This is a genomic window from Gaetbulibacter aquiaggeris (genome assembly GCF_044003965.1).
GTDB classification, from domain to species: Bacteria; Bacteroidota; Bacteroidia; order Flavobacteriales; family Flavobacteriaceae; genus Yeosuana; species Yeosuana aquiaggeris.
Genome location: NZ_JBAWKC010000005.1, coordinates 318,001 through 338,705 on the forward strand (window position 1 = coordinate 318,001; position 20,705 = coordinate 338,705).

Genomic DNA, 20,705 nt, shown 5'->3' on the forward strand with positions numbered 1-20,705 from the left:
CATATTTTAACCGTATTGTTCTCCAAATTTTCCCTTAACTTTTTGAAGGACCTTTTTAATATCTTGTTCCTTCGACTTAGGGTAAATAAGTAAAACATCTTCTTTATCAACAATAATATAATCTTGCAATCCGTCAACAACTACAATTTTATTGTTAGCCGTTCTTATCATATTACCGGAGGCATCTTCTGTTAAGGTTCTGGTATTAACGACCGCATTACCATTAGTATCTTTATCTAGTTTATCATATAAACTTCCCCAGGTACCCAGATCATTCCAGTCAAATTCAGCGGCTATCACATATACATTTATTGAGGTTTCCATAATGGCATAATCCACTGAAATATTTTCAGATTTGGCATAATTTTCTTGAATAAAATCATACTCAAGATCCGTATTATATTTAGGTAGACCAGATTTAAACAACTCATACAATACCGGTTGATTATTTTGAAAAGCAGCAACCACACTTTTTACACTCCACATAAAGATACCGGCATTCCAAAGGAAATTTCCTTGTGATATAAACTCTTTAGCGGTTTCATAGTCTGGTTTTTCTCTGAACTGATTTACCGATTTAATGTCGTTGGAAGTTGTTTTATCAAATTCAATATACCCATAACCAGTGTTTGGAAAGGTGGGCTGAATACCAAGCGTCATAAGTGCATCATTGCTTGAACAAAAATCAAAGGCTTGTTTTACATTATTTGAAAAGGTAGTTTCATCTTCAATCCAATGATCACTTGGCGCTACGATCATAATAGCATCCGGGTTTTCTTTTTGAATTTTTAAGGAGGCATATAAAATACATGGCGCTGTATTTCGCATGGCCGGTTCTAAAACCACTTGTCGTTTTGTAACTGTAGGCAATTGTTCAAAAACCAAATCATTATAGCGTTCATTAGTTAAAATGAAAATGTTTTCCCGCGGAATCAATTTAGCAAGTCTGTTAAAGGTTTTTTGTATAAGGGTATCACCCGTTCCCAACATATCATGAAATTGTTTCGGAAATTCTTCAGTACTTACTGGCCAAAATCTTGAGCCCACGCCTCCTGCCATTAAAATGGCATAATAATTTTTATTCATAATTAAATTAATTCTACTTCAACATTAGGATTGAAAAGATACAACTTTCCTGTTTTTATTTCTATGCACTCATAACGTTTTACCCGTTTGTGCATTTTTTTAAATACTTTACCATTGTATAATTTAAAAGTACCACCCAAAGGTAATTCAAAAACATAGGTTTTATTAGTAGTATCGTCAAATTGCTTAAGGGCATAGGCCAATGCTACGTCAGTATCGCTGGATGCTTTTGGGTTTTTAAAATGCTTAGCCAAAAGTGGCAATAGCTCATTAGGAAAAACTTCCGGATTTAAAAAGGGCAACATGAGGTGCTGAAACGTGCGCTTCCATTCCAACCCATGTGGTTTTATAAATCTTCCAAAGGCTTTATAAGCTTCAAAATGAGCGATTTCATGAATAAGTGTAATTAAAAACCTGTAGTGATTAAGATTTGAATTTACCGTAATTTGATGCTTCCCATTAGGCAAGCGCATATAATCACCATGACGCGTTTTGCGTTCATTTTTAATTTTAACTGTTAAATGGTCATGCTTTAAAAGATTTAAAACCATAGGTATGGCTTGTTGCGGAATATACTCTTGAAGCGTGTTTTGCATCTCACAAAAATAAGAGAATTATTGTAAGTAAAAAGAATTGATTTTTTCCTCTAAAATCGCTAACTTAGGTTGAAATAGAAAATCACCACATTAAATTTCAAATTATCTTTTAATTTGAATTCAAAATGGAACTATTAAATACAATTAGAGATTGGTTTATTGAGCATCCCACCGCTTTAAATATTGTTAAATACCTCATCTGGCTATTCTGTATTTTAATAGTACTTCAATTTATTAAAAAACAATTAAAAAAAAATGTTGCCCATACACCCGCAAGATATAAGTCACAAAAGATAATTGAAATTGTAGGTTATGTTTTGGTGTTTTTAATGACCATCTCTTATTTTACAGGTAACATTAAAGATTTTACCCTGGCCATTGGCTTATTAACTGCCGGCATAACTATTACATTACAAGAACTTATTTTAAGTCTTGCCGGTTCCGTTTTTATATTTTTTGTAAAAGTTTACAAACCTGGTGACCGGATTGAAATAAATGGTATAAAAGGCGATGTTATTGATATTGACAGTCTTTACACAACTATGATGGAAATTGGACAATGGGTGACTAGTGATAATTATAGTGGCAGGATTGTAAAACTAAGCAACGCCTTTGTTTTTAAAGGACCCGTCTATAATTATTCACAAGACTTTCCTTTTATATGGGATGAATTTAATTTACCCATTAGATACGGCTCTGATATAGAATTAGCAAAAACCATTGTCTCAAAAATTGCTTCTGAAACACTTTCTGAATTTGTTGCAGCATCCATTGCTAAATGGAAAGAAGTGGTGGATAAATATTATATTGAAAATGCCCAAGTGGATCCTTCTATAGCTATTAAAATGACTGATAACTGGATTGAATTTAACTTAAGATACATAGTAGATTATAAAAAAAGAAGGCTTACAAAGCATACCTTAAATGAATTAATTGGAAAAGCTTTTGAAAAAACTAATGGCAAGGTTGTTTTAGCATCTGCAACGTTTGAAATTGTTCAGATCCCTACCGTTCATGTTAAAAAGGAAATAGAAAACTTCGATAAAAAGGATTAAATGCTTTTCAAAAAAATCATAAAATCATCCCTAATAAATCATTCATATTATCAAAAGTTTTGGTACACAATCCCTCTAATTCATTATTAGAATCATGTGCGGTAAACCCAAACACATCAAAACCTCCTTTTAGAGCGCCTTTTACACCTATAACACTATCTTCAATAACCACACATTCATGAGGCTCAAAACCCATCGTTTTGGCGGCCCATAAAAATACATCGGGTTCTGGTTTAAATTTTTGAATGGTATAACAGCTAAATAGTTTGTTTTCAAAATGGGGTAATAAACCCACCAGATTTAAATTAAATTTCATCTTAGATTCCATACCACTAGAAGCCACACAAAAAGGCAGTTGTAATTGTTCAATAACTTGGGTAACACCATCTATAGGTTTTAAATGTTTTTCAAATGCCTCTAAACTTCGGCTTCTGTATTCCGCTTCAAAAACTTCTGGAATGGGTTGGGTAACTAATTTTGAAATAATAGCAAGACATTCTTTAAAATGGCTGCCTTTAAAATGGTTCATAGCAAAAGTCAAATCTATGTCAGCGCCAAGATGGTTCGCCATATCCACTAAAATTTGATTACCTATAGGTTCACTATCTACCAAAACACCATCACAATCAAAAATCACACACTTGTATTGACTCATAGATTAAGGCGTAGAGTTTGAAACTTGGAGCAGTTTTCCATTGTAGTATTTATTTCCATTTAATGAAAAATCGAAGATATATTGTGCCATTTCTATAGCTGTAGTTGGCGCTTTATAGCCAGGAAAAGCCTCTTCAAGCATTTCCGTCTGTACAGCTCCCAATGCTAATACATTAAATGACGGCCCTGTTTCTTTATACTCTTCCGCCAACAATTCAGTCAGTGTAATAACAGCCGCTTTACTGGAGCTGTAGGCCGCCAGTCCCGGAAATTTCATACTCCCCTGAACACCACCCATAGAACTTATGGTCACCACATGACTTTCCTTTTTCATGTAAGGCAAAACCACGCGGGTTAACTCTGAAACTCCAAAAACATTGGTTTTATAAATGGTTTCAAAATTATCCATGGTTGTTTCGGCAAATGGTTTGTTCAATAATGCGCCCGCATTATTAATTAATACATCTACCTGTTGCCATTCTGATTTAATGAAGTCTTCAACTTTTTTGTAATCATTTTTATTACTTAAATCAAATGAAAATGCCGTGACGTTTTTAAGTTTCAGGTTATGAATTGGCTTCTCATTACGAGAAAGCGCTAATACCTTGTGTCCTGAATTTGCAAATAACTGTACTAATTCAAAACCAATACCTCTACTCGTTCCTGTTATAATAATATGCTTACTCATGAGTCATTTTTATTTCTTTAGTAGCCGAATTACAAATATTTTGTATTGCTGGAATCATTTTGTTAATCAATTTTGTCATGTGCTCATAATCTAACTTATCAGCTTCATCATCCACATGATGGTAATAATCATAATTTGATAAATCGCAACTTGAAATTGTTTGGCTTGGCACTCTAAAAACTTGATAAAACGCGTAATTATCTGATTGCTTAAATAAATTGTATCTAATTGCAACTTCTGATCTTCCAATATAATTTGAGCCTATAGAGTTATTCATAACCTGAGCCATATTTGATAAATCATATCCCGTTACAAAAGCTTCATAATCTCTATCCTTAAAAGGCACGCCGATCATTTCAAAATTAAGCATGGTATACAGATTTAAATTCCTCTTATTTAACTTTTCAGCCAAATGTTCAGAACCTACAAGCCCCAATTCTTCACCAGAAAATAAAGCAATAATAATACTGCGCTTGTTCATTTTTTCTTTTGCCAAATATTTAGCTAATGCTAAAACAGCAGTAGTTCCCGCAGCATTATCATTAGCGCCATTAGCAATGGAATCATTATCAACTTTAGTTTTAAAGCCTATATGATCATAATGGGCCCCAATAATTACATATTCATCTTTTAACTTTGGGTCATTGCCTTCAATAATTCCAACAATATTATAACCAACAATATCTTTTATATTGAAGGTGTCCCTAAAAGTTTCAAAATAGGGTTTAATATTATTTTTAGTAAATACATTTTCAATATATCGCGCTGCCATTTCAATTCCTGTGGTTCCTGTATTGCGACCTTGCAATGCATCAGATGTCAAAAATTCAACATGTTCTTTCACTTGATCAATAGAAATTTCATTTCTTTTAATTGGGTTATCAACAGATATTTTGCAGCTAATACAAATTATCAAACACAAAACAGCTCCTATTCTCTTCATATAATATTTTTGAGCTTAAAGATAAAAAAAACAAAACGCTACACATTACTTTTATTCTACAATCAAAGATCATTACATTTCAGCAATTCCTTTTTTTTGAATAATACACTAATAATCATTAACTTGTGTAAAAATAGATACTATGCCACTTTACATGGACCGTCATGAAATACCTGAAGGAGTTACTGCAGAACATGTAGCACAAATGCATCAAGAGGACTTGAAAGTGCAACATTTATATGGTTGCAAAGGCATGACTTATTGGTGTGATGAACAGAGAAGAACTGCTTTTTGTTTGATTGAGGCACCAAACAAAAAGGCGCTTCAGGATATGCACAATCATGCCCATGGTGAGTACCCACATAGTATTATAGAAGTTAACGAAACGATAGTAGAATCTTTCTTGGGGCGTATTGAAGACCCGGAAAAATCCCAAAATACGGAGTTAAATATAATAAACGATCCGGCATTTAGAGTTTTAATGGTTATTGAAACGAGTAATTATCTGGACAGACTGGAAGCTAATCAGTTTACAATTTTCACTCAAAAGTTTCATAATAGCGTCGCCAAAAGATTAAATAAATTTAATGGCCGTATTATAAAAAAAGATAATAATAATTATTTAGTGTCTTTTAAATCGGTTACTGATGCCGTTTTATGTGCTCAAAAAATTCATTTTCAATTTAAATATGTCACGCCTAAATTTGACCCTTCAAGTAGAAAACTTAACATTGCATTAAGTTCGGGTACACCTGTAACCACTAAGGAAAATATTTTTGAAGAGGCTATAACTTTAGCAACCCGTATGTGTGATATTATAAAAGAACCCTTTGTAATCACAAATGAAGTTAATGCGCTTTATGAAAGTGAAAACAGAAATGCAACGGTTGATAGAGCGTCTGTAAGAATTTTAAGAGCTACTGATGAAAAATTTCTAACACAGTTAATGGATTTTATAGAAGATAAATGGCATAAATCAGATTTTAATGTCAATTATTTTAGTAAGGCCTTAGGGTATAGCAAATCACAATTGAACAGAAAATTAAAAAATCTTACGGGTCAATCTCCTAATAATTTTTTAAAAGAATTCAGATTACATAAAGCTTTAAAATTATTGTATAAACAACATGGAAACATTTCAGAAATTGCCTTTGAATCAGGTTTCAATAGTCCGGCCTATTTCTCAAAATGCTTTTTTGAAAAATACCACATTCTGCCTTCTAAATATATTCAACAGCACACTATCTAGATTTCATTTATTAAAAATGGCTCAAATTTATAATTGTTTGAATTAAATTTAGCTGTCGTTTCCCCTATTAGTTAATAGCTTTGGTTTATAACCAATACTATAAATAAAATGACTAAAACACTATTTGAAAGACTTGGCGGTCGTGAAGGGATTTCAACAATCGTTGATGATACCGTTGAAAACCATATGAACAACACAGCAGTAAATGCACGATTTCTTCCTTTAAAAGAGCAACCTGAGCGATTGGCTATTATAAAAAACCACACGATTGATTTTTTTGTTGCCGGTAGTGGAGGACCAAATAATTATAAAGGAAAAGATATGGTAACTGCCCATACGGGTATGAATATAAGTCCTACAGAATACATGCACGTAATGGATGATATTTTTATGGCTCTTGATAAAAATAAAATTGATGAAGACTCTAAAAAAGATGTCTTAGCTATTCTATGGTCATTAAAAGGAATGATGATTAGAAAATAAGTAATTGTAACCAACTAAAACCAACCAAATGAAAACATTAGTTAAAAATTTAAAGCCTGACATAATTGAAGGCCTAGCCTCAAAATTAAGAGGTGAACTTATAAAACCATCTGATTCTAAATATAACGAAACCCGAAAAGTGTATAACGGGATGATCAGTAAACATCCCGGACTTTTTGTTATGTGTGTGGATGTAGCCGATGTCATAGCTGCTGTCAATTTTGGAAGAGATAATGACTTATTAATAGCTGTAAGAGGTGGCGGCCATAATGGTGGCGGCTTAGGATTGTGTGACGATGGATTAGTTATTGATTTATCTGGATTAAAATTTGTAAGAGTAGACCTTTCAAATAATACAGTTAGAGTTGGTGGCGGGAATCTTTGGGGTGAAGTTGATCATGCAACCCATCCCTTTGGACTGGCAGTACCTGCCGGTATTATCTCTACAACTGGAGTTGGCGGCCTTACTTTAGGTGGTGGCGTTGGACATTTATCCAGGAAATATGGGTTAACCATTGATAATTTATTAGAAGCCGATATGGTTTTAGCCGATGGTTCCTTTGTCACCGTAAATAAAGATCAAAATACCGATTTGTTTTGGGCCATTCGCGGTGGCGGGGGCAACTTCGGCATTGTAACTTCCTTTAAATTTCAAGCACATCCAGTAAAAACAGTTATTGGAGGTCCAACGTTGTGGCCCATTGAAAAAACTGAAGAAATTATGGCCTGGTATCATAAATTCGTCCATAATGCTCCAGACGAGTTAAATGGATTTATCGCTACTATGGTTATTCCTGGCCCTCCTTTTCCAGATTTTTTACATGGAAACCAATATTGCGGCATTGTATGGTGTTATACTGGTAGCCAAGATAAATTTGATAAGTTAATTAAACCAGCAATGGACTTAGAACCTGTTTTTGCTCACGTTGGAGAAATGCCTTATCCATCTATTCAAACGCTTTTTGATGGATTATTGCCGCCAGGTTTACAATGGTATTGGAGAGCAGATTTCTTTAATGAATTAGGTCCAGAAGTTAGAAAACAACATTTAAAATTTGGCTCTAGTATACCTACACCATTATCTCAAATGCATTTATACCCCATTAGTGGCGCAGCAAGTAGAGTAAAAACGGAAGATACCCCTTGGGCATATCGAGATGCTAAATATGCTGGCGTTATTGTAGGCGTAGATCCGGATCCAAAAAAAGCAGATAAAATTACAGACTGGTGTAAAGCATATTGGGAAGCTCTACATCCTTATTCCTCTGGAGGTGCTTATTCAAATTTTATGATGGATGAAGGACAAGAACGTGTACAAGCTAGTTATAGAAATAACTATGCTCGATTAGTGAAAATAAAAAAGCAATATGATCCAACTAATTTATTTAGAGTTAACCAAAATATCAAACCATAACATTATAATTATGATTACAATATCTAGCTATTTTAATGAAAGAATAGGACTTATAATACTCCTATTTTTATTTTCGTCATTATGTATTGCTCAAAACAATAATGAGCAAATACCAGAGCCATCGGAAATCAAAACAGTCAATAATAAAGACTTAATTTGGCATCCCGCACCAGATTTTTTACCAAGTTGCACATTCACCGTTTTACATGGTGATATGAGTCAACCTAATTTGGATGTCTTTTTTAAAGTTCCTGCAAATACAGAAGTACCCGAGCATTGGCACCATTCTCAAGAACGCATGATCTTAATCTCTGGTGAAATGGAAGTTCAATACGAAGGAGAACCATCCCAACTTATGAAAATGGGTTCTTACGCTTATGGTCCTGCTAAAAAACCACATTCAGCTAAATGTCTTGACAAAGGTGATTGTGTTCTATTTATTGCACTTGTAGAGCCTTTTGATGCCTTCCCCATTGCAATAACAGATTAAACCTAATTTAAACTCCTCAAAAACAAAAAAGCCACTACAAAAATGTAGTGGCTTTTTTTAGTATTATATAAATTACTTAAACCAGCATAGTAACAGGATTTTCAATATACCCTTTTAATGTTTGAAGGAATTGAGCTCCAGTAGCACCATCAACGGTTCTGTGATCACATGCTAAACTAAGCTTCATTGTATTTCCTACAACTATCTGACCATTTTTAACTACCGGCTTCTCAACAATATTTCCCACTGAAAGAATAGCCGAATTTGGCTGATTTATAATAGATGTAAAACTTTCAATTCCAAACATTCCTAAGTTAGAAACTGTAAAAGTACTTCCTTCCATTTCTGCAGGCGTTAGCTTCTTACTTCTTGCTCTACCAGCAAAATCTTTGACTGCAGCACCTATTTGAGGTAAGCTTTGTTCATTAGCAAACTTAACCACAGGTACCACTAAGCCATCTTCAACAGCAACAGCAACCCCAATATGCACATGATTGTTTAAACGCATTTTATCTGCAAACCATTGTGAGTTTACTTGTGGGTGTTGTTTTAAAGCTAAAGCACAGGCTTTAACAACCATATCATTATAAGATATTTTAGTGTCCGGAATGGTATTAAACTGATTACGGAAGGCGATCGCGTTTTCCATATCAAACTCTACATTTAAATAATAATGAGGCGCTGTGAATTTAGACTCTGCCAAGCGCTTAGCTATTACCTTTCGCATTTGTGAGTTTGGTTTCTCATCAAAATCTTCTTGACCAGTAGCTACAAATTTACCCACTGAAGCCACTGAAGAAGCTGCAACCGGCTTAAAATTCTCTACATCACGCTTCACAATTCTTCCTTTCTCTCCAGAACCCACTACTTGTGATAAGTTAATACCTTTCTCCTCTGCCATTTTTTTGGCCAGTGGAGATACATATAATCTTCCATTAGAAGAGGTTTGGACCGGAGTTGATACCACAGTTTTAACTTCCTGCTGAACAATTTCTTGTTTGGGAGATTCTTCTACCTTAACTGTTTCTGGTGCTGCTACAGAGTCAGAATTTACAGAAAAATTAGCTGCAATATTTGAAACATCTGTTCCTGCCGGACCAATGATGGCAAGTAAAGAATCTATTTTTGCCGATTCTCCAGGTTGTATACCAATATATAATAAAGTGCCCGATTGGAATGATTCAAATTCCATAGTAGCCTTATCTGTTTCAATTTCTGCTAATATTTCTCCTTCATTTACCTGATCACCAACTTTTTTTAACCAAGAAGCTACGGTACCTTCTTCCATCGTGTCACTTAGTCGTGGCATAGTTACAACCGTCACACCTTCAGGTATATTTACTTCACTTTTTGTTATAGTTGCTTCAGTTTTTACCTCTTTATCAGATTCTTTTACATCCGCTTTTTCAGTTGAACCCGTCCCTTTTAAAAGGCCAGAAATATCTTCACCTTTTTCGCCTATAATAGCCAACAAAGTATCCACTTTGGTGGTTTCACCTTCTTGAACACCAATATGAAGTAAGGTGCCTTCATGAAAGGATTCAAATTCCATGGTAGCCTTATCGGTTTCAATTTCAGCCAAAATATCTCCTTCACTTATTTTATCTCCCACTTTTTTCAACCAAGTAGCCACAGTACCTTCTTCCATGGTATCGCTTAATCGAGGCATATTTATTATTTCTGCCATAGCTTATAATTTATGTTGTATAAATGGATAGTTTTCTTGCTCATATACCACATCATACATGACATTTTTATCCGGATATGGAGATTCATCAGCAAATTTTTCACACTCATCTACCAAATCTTTAACACGTTTATCAATAATTTTTATATCCGCTTCTGAAGCGTAATTTTTTTCTAAAATTATTTTCTTTACTTGCGTGATAGGATCAATTTTTTTATACTCTTCAACCTCATCTTTAGTACGATAATGTTGTGCATCACTCATAGAATGTCCTCTGTAACGGTATGTTTTCAACTCTAAAAATGTTGGTCCGTCACCACGTCTTGCTCTCTGAATAGCTTCATCAAAAGCTTCTGCTACTTTTATTGGATTCATACCATCTACTGGTCCACATGGCATTTCATAGCCTTTACCTAACTTCCAAATATCGGTATGACTTGCAGTACGCGCCACTGAAGTACCCATTGCATACCCATTGTTTTCACAAACAAAAACCACTGGTAACTTCCACAACATAGCTAAGTTAAAGGTTTCATGTAATGAACCCTGACGAGCTGCACCATCACCAAAACAACATAAAGTAACAGCATCACTACCATGGTATTTATCACCAAATGCAATACCTGCACCTAAAGGAATTTGTCCTCCTACAATACCATGACCTCCGTAAAAACGGTGTTCTTTCGAAAATATGTGCATGGAACCACCTAATCCTTGAGAGGTCCCCGTTGCTTTTCCATATAATTCAGCCATAACACGTCTAGGGTCCACACCCATACCTATTGGTTGAACGTGATTTCTATAGGCTGTTATCATCTTATCTTTGGTTAAATCCATTGCATGTAATGCCCCAGCTAATATAGCCTCTTGTCCATTATACAAATGAAGAAAACCTCTTACTTTTTGTTGGATATAAACGGCTGCCAGCTTATCCTCAAATTTTCTCCAGAAAAGCATGTCTTCATACCATTTTAGGTATGTATTTTTAGTGATTTTTTGCATCGACTAATATTGTGTTTTAATTATGCGAATGACAAAAGTAATACATTGCTTTCTATTGCAAAAACCTAAACTCAAATTAAGTATCAAAAAAATGCAAAAAAGTCTCTAAAATCAATAGAATTGAACTCAAATATCCGTTTTGAAAATAAACTAAGATTTACTTTTTATTACGAAAACGTTATAGCACCGATTTATCAAAAATGAAGGGAAGCAAATTAGCTAAAGAATCTGATTTTGCGATTTTACCTATTTCACCCATAAAATAAATTTCTATTGGCGATTCTTGTTTTACTTCATATTCAGCAATTGCCTGTCGGCAGGCACCGCATGGTGGTATTGGATCCGTAGTTTTATTTTTTTTGGACCCAGCAGTAATGGCCATTCTAACAATTTTATTGTTTGGATACTGCGAGTTGGCATAATAAATAGCGGTGCGCTCTGCACATAATCCTGAGGGATAAGAAGCATTTTCCTGATTACTACCCGTAATAATTTCATTATTGTCTAAAAGCAAAGCAGCGCCTACACTAAAATTAGAATAAGGCGCGTATGCTTTCTCTCTTGCTTCAATTGCCTTATTCATCAACAATATAACTTCTTTTGGTAATTCTTCTAAACTATCAAAAACATAAATAGTTGATTCTATTTTTATTTCTTTCATATAATATTTCCTTAATTAAAGTTAAGAAACAATTTGAAACTAAAAAACTATTGCTCCTTGATAGAACAATAGTTTTTATATTTATTTACATTATAAATTAATACTCGTTATAAGTTCCTGCCCCAATATTAAATGTTAATGAAAAACGCAAGGTATTCTCTAATGGGCTTTGAACCTTAGAAGCAGAGAATAAGTAGGATAAATCAATATTGACAACATTATATTTAAATCCTGCTCCTAATGCTAAAAATTTTCTAGCTCCTTTTTCTTCACTTTCGTTAAAATAACCTGCTCTAAAAGCAAAGGAGTCCTGATATAAATATTCAGCACCTAAAGACCATGTAAATTCCTTCAACTCTTCACTAAATCCACCTGGGGCATCTCCAAAAGATTGAAAAATACCTGATAAAAAATCAACATTTGGATCTTGTCCTTTGTAGATAACACCATTAACTTGAGATATTTGCTCTCCTAGTGTATCAACATTCTCATCATATTGTCCATTACCATTTTCGTCTGTATAGTTAAACTCGGTACCATAAATTGGAGGAGTTGGAACCAATAGCTTAGCCACTTCAGCGGTCACTGATACTTTATTATATTGATCAAAAATAAAATCAAAACCAGCTCCTAACCTCAGGTTTGTAGGTTGAAAATTCTCTTGACCACCTTGATCGTATTTAAATTTAGGACCTAAATTTTGAATGGCGAATCCCATTCTCCATCGGCCATTAAAATCGCCATAAGCATTTTCTTCACTCTGATAATATCCTGAAATATCCACACCAAAAGTACTGGCCGGTGTTGCATCACCATCTACGCCATCTAGTCTTAAATCAGATCGCAAATAACGCATAGCCACAGACATAGCAAATTGATCTGACAATCTTAATGCATAAGAACCGTCAATAGTAAGTTCATTAGGTCGTTGAATCAGGGCTGTTGAAAATTCATCAGACACAAATTCAATATCTCCTAAAGAAAAATACCTTAAGCTCGCTGCAAAAGCACTTCTTTCATCGATCCTATTGAAATAAGTGATATTTCCCAAGAAAATATCATTTACCAATTTACTTAGATATGGGGTATAACTGACCCCAATACCTGACTTGGTTTCAGAAAACACATATTTGGATGAATTCCATTGTTGAGAATACGCATCTACAGAGGTTGCGACACCCATGTCTCCCAAGGAAGCAGCCCGTGCATCAGAAGCTATTAATACAAAAGGAATTCCCGTTGTAATAACTCTACTATCATTTGCATTCGGAATTATGGTTGTTTGAGCATTTACTTTAATAATCAGTAAAAATATAGAAATGGATAATATTAATTTTTTCATGAAGCTAATTTAATTTAAAAATATAAATTTTATTTACAGTATGACAAGTTTCTCAATTTTTTCAACTTTTTTATTTAACAAAGGCGACCTTACTGTTAACTTATATATATAAACACCTTTGCCAATTTTATCCCCAAAATCATCTCTTCCATCCCATACTATGTCTCTTGATAAGCTACTAGTATTATATATTCCCCCATTAGTTTGTCCATTTAAGGTCCTCACCAATTTTCCCGATACAGTAAATATCTGAATAGAAACGTCTAAAACATCAGAACTATTGTGATTAAACCAAAATTCTGTGTAATTCACAAAAGGATTCGGGTAATTTAATACATTATTTATAACCAGCTCTTGATTTTGGTCATATACAATAAATTGAATTTCTGCAGTTGACGAATTGTTATAAACATCCCAGGCTTTAATTGTTAAGGTATGAAGCCCCGGTGCTAAGTCTCTAAAAGGAAAACTTACCACGCCTTTTTGGTAATTATCTAACTCTGTTTGATAATAATCATTTAGGATGAATGGATTTGTTTCATCACCATCTAAAATAGCAACAATATCATGACCAATTCCACTAGCCGTATTGATACCATTGAGGTCCTCTAGTTTAACAAGTAATATTGGCGACTCATTCGTGATGCCTCCTGAAACAAAACTCTCATCATTCATATAAAGCGTTATTAACGGACCAGTATCATCTGCAGGGGCATTTTCATTGACACCTCCAATTTTAACGGTATTAATGCTTGAGCCCGTTTGGTCCTCAAGAGTCACCCCATTTTCAGCATAAAAACTCACTTTTCCAAAGCCAACCGGAACTCCAATATCTTTTGGTACTACAAAATCAAATTCGAACAATCCGTTTGAAACAGTTGCTTTGCCTCTAAAAATAATTTCTCCAAGCGTTGTAAAATCAAGCTTTACCAGTTGACCATTTAACCTTATGCCGTCATTTGCTAAAGTTTGTCTATTGATTTCTTTATCATAAATAGTTGTTGAAAGTGTACCATTATAATTTGTGAGGATATTACCTGAAATATCAGTTACTTCTCCAGCAAGTTTAATATAACTTAAAGCTTTGAGTGTATCAGTAGCCTGCCCAATTGGTATGTCATTAATTTTTGTTAATCTAACATTCGGACTAGGAAATTTCAATTTCATGGCCGGGTCACCAATAAAAAAAACTAATCTCCTTTGGCTTATACTCGAAACCGCCGGATCAATTTTTGTCAACCTTAAAGCTTCAGCCATTGTAGGGTATTCATAATCTTCATAATCATCATCAGGATTATACGAAAATAAATATTTTCCCAATTCATTATTTAATGTGACTCCAGTGGTTACAAAAATTTGTCTTGTTGTTGTTATAAGTCCAATGGACCCGAGATCTTTAAGCCAATAAGCAAATTCACCGGCCGTCTGTCTTAAAGGATTGTCAAATCTTGTAAATTCACAGGTAACTGTTATAAAACAATTCAATTTTAAATAATTTCTAAAACCTAATATGTCTGGTTTTAACAAGATACGTTCACTTGCCAATCCTTCTTCACCTCCATGACCAAAATAATCTATCACCAGTGTACCATTATCTATTGCATTGGCTATTTCCGTATTCACTTTAGGATAGGTATTTCCTCCCGCTGAAGACTCTTGTTTAAAGGAGTCTGAATGAATTTTAACAACATTCATAAAAGGTTTTGATTGTGTCACTTCATTACCAACCTTATCGGTTGTTTCTTGCAATATCCCTTCCCAATCCTGATCTACATCATCTGATACCACAACAAAGTTATTTCTCCAACTACCAAAAGCTTCCTTTACATGATAGGAAGCAATTTTATCAACGAGTTCTTTTGCTCTTTGTGGGGTATCAGCAAGAATTCTTCCAACGGCGATATCCAACTTATCACTATTGGCCATGGTTCCTTCATTGATATCCATCATACCATAAAAATCATCTGAAACATATGAACTTGTAAGACTAAAACTGTTATAAGCGTGCCATGATGGCACAATATTGGTGTTATTGGCTATCCTATCTTTATAATCAAAAGAACCATCACCAAACAAACATAAATACTTAATTCTTTTATCTGAAGAACTGGCATTATCATAAACATATTTGACAAAATTCCTTATGGCACCTACATCCTGATTACCCGTACTAAACTCATTATAAATTTCATTTAAGCTAACTACTTTTACATTTAAGTTGTATTGAACTCTATCAATCTGTGCTAATCTTTCGGCATCATTTAGCATATTATTTGGAGCAACAATAATGTAATCAATATCTTGGAACTGTCCTTGATTATTTAAAAAGATAGTTCCTTTAAGGTCTTGATTATTCAATACCGTATTGGCATCACTTTTAGGTTCAAAATAATCTGATGATGCCACTGCTACATATTCTTTAAGCGTTCCCAGAGCTGAAGTAAAAGTAAAATTAGCCTGACTATCAGTATTTACAGCATTAGTAACATTGTAAATATCAGTCACATCCCAAACTTCAGAAAGTTGTGAAGCATTTGAAATCATATATTCACCAATCCCAGCAGATAATGCAGTTGCTCTATTTTTAAATTGGAACTGTTTTCCATTAAAATTTAATCCCCTAGTAGCTTCGATAGATATATAGTCTAAATAGGCCAGTGCACTCGGATTTCCTGAATTATCATAATTTAGATTTACTGAAATTGTTGAGGATGCCACATTTAAATTTCCATTATATGACGCTTCACTAGCAACACTTGGCTTTGAAGACCCGGAAAGAGACAATGTACTTACAGCATTTCCGTTAACACTTAATTGCATAGAAGATTGTGAGGCAGACACTGCAGCCACATAAACTTTTAAATTAATTGGCTCAGTGGTTTCTAATCCCGGAAAATCAAAACTAAAGGTTTTATTATTTTCAATATCAAATCGATCACCAAACCAGCGCCTGCCCAGAGAAGCAATATTGTAATTGTCTTTTTCATGAAACTGGTATTCTTGATATGAATTAATAGTCATATCAATATTTCCACTTGGCTGAGAGAAAGTTTGAATTCGTTTACCGGAACCAGGACTTATATTAATAAAGTAATAGGTTTTATCTGTATAACAGTTAATATTGGTATTGCTTTCAGCTTGGTATCCTTTAGGGCCCACGGCATAAAATAAAATATAGTCCTCAGTATTAAAAACGCCATCATCTTCACCAACAATTTTAATAGCATTTTCTTGTATGTCTAGAGAGTAAGAAATACTATTGGAATATGGAATCATCTCACCTCCATTTCCATAAAGCTTTAAATTTCTAGGGTCTATGCTATTCACATTAACTCCTAGTTGCTGTAAAAAACTTCTAGAAATTTTAAAAACACCTGTAGTATCTACATAAAACTTATACCATTCACCAGAATTTAAAACTGAATTAGTCAAAACCTTGCTCATTTTATTTACATAGGCTGCATTACTTGGCTTTGTATTATATATAATGGTAAATGAGGTTACTTTTTTAAATATACCATTCTCTTTAATAATAGGAGATAGTTGAAAAAATGCAAATTGTTCATTTCTAGCTTTCGCATTTTTAAGTTTATAAACTAATTTGTTTGGAATCTTGGTAAGGTCTAAATCTTTTAGATCTCTTGCTGACATTACTGAATAAGATACGTTTGTTAAAACGACATTAGTTTCATCAATAGTTGTACCCGATTTCCATTGGGCAACAAATTGTAATCCTTCTTCTAAATCAAAACTAAAATTTTCTTTATTGAAAGCCGGAATGTTAATAGAATAGTTTCCTATTGATAAGTTTTGAAAACCATCCCAGTTAATTTTGTAACTTTTTTGCTGTGAAAAGACAAATAGGCTAATAAAAAATGTAAACAGTAATAATTTCTCTTTCATTGCTAAATAAACGCTATTAATTACTTGTTATTATCAAATAACCAGCAATTTTAATTATTGGCTCAAAAATACAATAATATTTTAGCAAAATAAACGTTATTACATAGCAAAACAACAGCAAAAAACAATAAAAACATCGTTGTAATGTATCAAAAATAGGGTGAAATACACATTTTTTTCGTTAAAATGTGAAAAATCGCTTGCAGTATTCGGTTTAATTCTTATATTGCAGCACCAAAATTTATTAGCTTACTTAAACATATGGATATGAAAAGAGTATTAGCATTCAAGACTTTGTTAGTTTTGACGTTATCTTTAGCCACCGTTAGTTGTAAAAAATCTAGCAGTTCTAAGAACAGTTCTAGAGCAACAGGATGGCAAATAAACAACCGTGAAGGTGGTTTTCAATACAACACAGATTTCAAAGAACAGGAAACCTCTCCAGGACTAGTTTTTGTAGAAGGTGGAACTTTTACAAAAGGTAAGGTTCAGGACGATGTGATGCATGATTGGAATAATACTCCAAATCAGCAACATGTTCAGTCATTCTATATGGATGAAACTGAAGTTACAAACATGATGTATCTTGAGTATTTAGACTGGATAAAAAGAGTATATCCTCCAACGGATGAAAATTTCAGAGCTATTTACCTAGGTGCTTTACCAGACACACTAGTTTGGAGAAACCGTTTAGGTTATAACGAAGTTATGACCGAAAATTATTTACGTCACCCAGGTTATGCCGAATATCCTGTAGTGGGAGTGAGTTGGATTCAGGCAGTTGAATTTGCCAATTGGCGCTCTGATCGTGTAAATGAAGCTAATTTAACAGAAGCCGGTTACATTAAAAGAGATGCCATGATAACAGATGTTAGTGCTGAATCAAATTTCAACACAGACACCTATATCAACGCGCCAACATTAACTTATGGCGGTAATGAAGAGATTATAAATGCCGATGGACGTGGCAGAAGAAACGTAAGAGTAGATGCTGATGGCAACGAAAGTAACATTTACGCCACTCTTGAAACCGGAATCATTTCTCCTAAATACAGACTACCAACAGAAACTGAATGGGAATATGCTGCATTAGGACTTTCTGAAATCCGTAGTTACAACTTATACCGTGGTCGTAAAAAATATCCATGGGATGGGCAGTACACGCGCGCTGATAAAAGAAAAATAAGAGGAGACCAATTGGCTAACTTTAAACAAGGAAAAGGTGACTATGGCGGCATCGCAGGATGGTCTGACGATGGTGCAGATATCACTAATAAAGTAAAATCATATGATCCTAATGATTATGGTTTATATGATATGGCCGGAAATGTCGCAGAATGGGTTGCCGATGTTTACAGACCAATAATTGATGATGAATTTAATGATTTCAACTATTACCGTGGAAACGTTTATACGAAAAATGCATTAAATGATGATGGTACTGTAAAAATAGTAACACCAGAAGATATTGTTTATGATACCTTATCAAATGGTAAAATTATTGCAAGAAACCTACCAGGTGAAATTTTACAAGTTCCAGTGGACGAAAATGAAACCTATTTAAGAACTAATTTTGATAAAAGTGATGAAATAAACTTTAGAGATGGTGACAGACGATCATCTAGAAGATTTGACCAAAGTTTTGGCGACGATGATGAATCAGTTGATAAAAAGGAATCTGAAACTAAAGACATGTATAATTCTCCAAGACACTCAGTTACAAGAGATTCTTTAGGAAATCTTATTAGAGAATATGATAAGAGTAATGAGAGAACTTCCTTAATAAATGATAAAGTGAGAGTTTATAAAGGTGGCTCTTGGAAAGACAGAGAATATTGGTTAGATCCAGCTCAAAGACGTTATTTCCCTCAAGATATGGCAACAGATTATATTGGATTTAGATGCGCCATGTCTAGAGTAGGCTTAAAATCAAAATCAAAAAACAAAACAAAGAATTAAATAATTCTTGATATTATAAAAAAGTCCTAGCAAATGTTAGGACTTTTTTTATACATTTAATTTATGGAAATAAATGAACTACATGCTCTTTTTCTGGAATGTTCTTCAGCCTCAACTGACACCAGAAAAATAACAAAAAACGCCATGTTTTTTGCACTTAAAGGCGATAACTTTAATGGTAATGTATATGCAAAACAAGCACTTCAACAAGGTGCTAAGTATGCCATAATTGATGACGCATCCTATGTGCGCTCCTCTCAAACTATTTTAGTTAAAGATGTTTTAACAACCCTGCAACAATTAGCTTCATTTCATAGATTGTATTTAAAAACTCCCATTATTGCCTTAACAGGCAGCAACGGCAAAACAACCACCAAAGAACTTATCAATGCAACACTTTCAAAAAAGTATCAGACTGTTGCTACTAAAGGAAATTTAAACAACCATATAGGTGTGCCGCTAACCTTGCTTTTAATGGATAAATTTACCGAAATTGGCATTGTTGAAATGGGAGCAAATCACCAAAAAGAAATTGAATTTTTATGTAGTATTGCCAAACCAGATTATGGCCTTATTACTAATTTTGGAAAGGCTCATTTAGAAGGATTTGGAGGTATTGAGGGTGTGATAAAAGGAAAAAGCGAAATTTATGAATTTTTAATCACAAACAACAAAACCATTTTTGTAAATTCTAACGACCCCATTCAGGTAGAAAAAACAAAACAAGCCAATATATTTACTTTTGGAAAGGAAGCTAATGTTGATGTTCAAATTGGCTTTATTGAAGCGCAACCTAATGTAAAGGTACAATACAACCACTTAATTATTAACACCCAATTAATTGGAGAATACAACTTTACCAATATTGCAATAGCCATTGCTATTGCAAATTATTTTAAAGTGGATGACAACTTCATAAAAGAGGCTATTGAAGCCTATATTCCTTCAAACAATCGTTCACAGGTTATACAAACAGGCACTCATAAAATAATCATGGATGCTTATAATGCCAACCCAACAAGTATGCGGGCTGCCTTATTGAATTTTGAAAAACTTAATGACAAAATAAAAGTAGCCATTTTAGGAGACATGTTTGAATTAGGACATGAGGCAGAAAAAGAACATCAAAACATAGTTGATTTAGCTTCTACTCAACTTTTAGATAAAATTATTTTAATTGGCGCTAATTTTTACAAAACCAAAATTGTTTCACCAAAAGTAACAACATTTGAATCTTTTGATGATTTTAAAAATAACTTCAACCTATCAGAATTAGAATTTGCAACGCTTCTCATTAAAGGATCAAGAGGCATGGCACTAGAGAGGGTTTTAGAACTTTTATAAAATAATTTGGACCAAAAAAAAAGTGCCTAACAGGAATTTCTTCCTATTAGACACAATTTAAATTCTCCCTAAGAATTAATTAATAGCATTACAAACATCGAAATAAAAAGTACATTTCACAATACTCAAATTGAGTATTTTTTATTATA

Annotated in this window: 17 protein-coding genes; 7 read left to right on the top strand and 10 right to left on the bottom strand. The window is 33.7% G+C overall.

Annotated features, from left to right (window positions below):
• Window positions 1-6 precede the first annotated feature (6 nt).
• The gene (locus V8G56_RS14825; RefSeq protein ID WP_395439241.1) at window positions 7-1,086 is read right to left on the bottom strand and encodes a mannose-1-phosphate guanylyltransferase; all 1,080 of its coding nucleotides are present in this window, start codon (window positions 1,084-1,086) and stop codon (window positions 7-9) included.
• 2 nt (window positions 1,087-1,088) lie between these two features.
• Window positions 1,089-1,682, bottom strand: a complete 594-nt coding sequence (locus tag V8G56_RS14830) for a SprT-like domain-containing protein (protein ID WP_395439242.1) — start codon at window positions 1,680-1,682, stop codon at window positions 1,089-1,091.
• A 125-nt stretch (window positions 1,683-1,807) separates the two neighbouring features.
• On the opposite strand from V8G56_RS14830, the gene V8G56_RS14835 reads away from it, so the two are divergent.
• Window positions 1,808-2,737: a mechanosensitive ion channel family protein gene (locus V8G56_RS14835; protein ID WP_395439243.1), complete on the top strand. Its 930-nt coding sequence runs from the start codon at window positions 1,808-1,810 to the stop codon at window positions 2,735-2,737.
• A 16-nt stretch (window positions 2,738-2,753) separates the two neighbouring features.
• Here V8G56_RS14835 and V8G56_RS14840 read toward each other — a convergent pair whose 3' ends face one another.
• Genes V8G56_RS14840 through V8G56_RS14850 form a run of 3 tightly spaced genes read right to left on the bottom strand, consistent with a single transcriptional unit; the run spans window position 2,754 to window position 5,022 of the window.
• Entirely contained in the window at window positions 2,754-3,392 is a 639-nt protein-coding gene (locus V8G56_RS14840; RefSeq protein WP_395439244.1) for an HAD family hydrolase, read from the bottom strand.
• Between the two features lie 3 nt (window positions 3,393-3,395).
• A complete protein-coding gene (locus V8G56_RS14845; RefSeq protein WP_395439245.1) occupies window positions 3,396-4,079 on the bottom strand; it encodes an SDR family NAD(P)-dependent oxidoreductase in 684 nt (227 codons plus the stop codon).
• A complete protein-coding gene (locus V8G56_RS14850) occupies window positions 4,072-5,022 on the bottom strand; it encodes a M28 family peptidase (protein ID WP_395439246.1) in 951 nt (316 codons plus the stop codon). The genes V8G56_RS14845 and V8G56_RS14850 overlap by 8 nt, the downstream gene beginning before the upstream one ends.
• A 142-nt stretch (window positions 5,023-5,164) precedes the next feature.
• On the opposite strand from V8G56_RS14850, the gene V8G56_RS14855 reads away from it, so the two are divergent.
• The 4 genes from V8G56_RS14855 (at window position 5,165) to V8G56_RS14870 (ending at window position 8,658) form a co-directional block, all read left to right on the top strand.
• Window positions 5,165-6,271 (top strand): nickel-binding protein, encoded by a 1,107-nt coding sequence (locus V8G56_RS14855; protein WP_395439247.1) that lies wholly within the window; start codon window positions 5,165-5,167, stop codon window positions 6,269-6,271.
• A 108-nt stretch (window positions 6,272-6,379) separates the two neighbouring features.
• Window positions 6,380-6,754: a group I truncated hemoglobin gene (locus V8G56_RS14860; protein ID WP_395439248.1), complete on the top strand. Its 375-nt coding sequence runs from the start codon at window positions 6,380-6,382 to the stop codon at window positions 6,752-6,754.
• 28 nt (window positions 6,755-6,782) lie between these two features.
• Window positions 6,783-8,168: an FAD-binding oxidoreductase gene (locus tag V8G56_RS14865; protein ID WP_395439249.1), complete on the top strand. Its 1,386-nt coding sequence runs from the start codon at window positions 6,783-6,785 to the stop codon at window positions 8,166-8,168.
• A gap of 10 nt (window positions 8,169-8,178) precedes the next feature.
• Window positions 8,179-8,658, top strand: coding sequence for a cupin domain-containing protein (locus V8G56_RS14870; RefSeq protein ID WP_395439250.1), 480 nt, complete (start codon window positions 8,179-8,181; stop codon window positions 8,656-8,658).
• A gap of 76 nt (window positions 8,659-8,734) precedes the next feature.
• Here the strand turns inward: V8G56_RS14870 and V8G56_RS14875 are convergent, their stop codons facing one another.
• The 5 genes from V8G56_RS14875 to porU all read right to left on the bottom strand — a co-directional run bounded on the left by V8G56_RS14875 (window position 8,735) and on the right by porU (window position 17,253).
• Window positions 8,735-10,345 carry a pyruvate dehydrogenase complex dihydrolipoamide acetyltransferase gene (locus V8G56_RS14875; protein ID WP_395439251.1) on the bottom strand — a complete coding sequence of 537 codons (1,611 nt, stop codon included), beginning with the start codon at window positions 10,343-10,345 and terminating at the stop codon, window positions 8,735-8,737.
• 3 nt (window positions 10,346-10,348) lie between these two features.
• Entirely contained in the window at window positions 10,349-11,347 is a 999-nt protein-coding gene (pdhA, locus tag V8G56_RS14880) for a pyruvate dehydrogenase (acetyl-transferring) E1 component subunit alpha (RefSeq protein ID WP_395439252.1), read from the bottom strand.
• A 178-nt stretch (window positions 11,348-11,525) separates the two neighbouring features.
• Window positions 11,526-12,008: a cytidine deaminase gene (gene cdd / locus V8G56_RS14885; RefSeq protein WP_395439253.1), complete on the bottom strand. Its 483-nt coding sequence runs from the start codon at window positions 12,006-12,008 to the stop codon at window positions 11,526-11,528.
• A 97-nt stretch (window positions 12,009-12,105) separates the two neighbouring features.
• A complete protein-coding gene (porV, locus tag V8G56_RS14890; RefSeq protein ID WP_395439254.1) occupies window positions 12,106-13,350 on the bottom strand; it encodes a type IX secretion system outer membrane channel protein PorV in 1,245 nt (414 codons plus the stop codon).
• Between the two features lie 33 nt (window positions 13,351-13,383).
• The gene (porU, locus tag V8G56_RS14895) at window positions 13,384-17,253 is read right to left on the bottom strand and encodes a type IX secretion system sortase PorU (RefSeq protein WP_395439255.1); all 3,870 of its coding nucleotides are present in this window, start codon (window positions 17,251-17,253) and stop codon (window positions 13,384-13,386) included.
• Between the two features lie 261 nt (window positions 17,254-17,514).
• On the opposite strand from porU, the gene gldJ reads away from it, so the two are divergent.
• Entirely contained in the window at window positions 17,515-19,212 is a 1,698-nt protein-coding gene (gene gldJ, locus V8G56_RS14900) for a gliding motility lipoprotein GldJ (protein WP_395439256.1), read from the top strand.
• 63 nt (window positions 19,213-19,275) lie between these two features.
• Window positions 19,276-20,556 carry a UDP-N-acetylmuramoyl-tripeptide--D-alanyl-D-alanine ligase gene (locus V8G56_RS14905; protein ID WP_395439257.1) on the top strand — a complete coding sequence of 427 codons (1,281 nt, stop codon included), beginning with the start codon at window positions 19,276-19,278 and terminating at the stop codon, window positions 20,554-20,556.
• The last annotated feature ends 149 nt before the right edge of the window (window positions 20,557-20,705 follow it).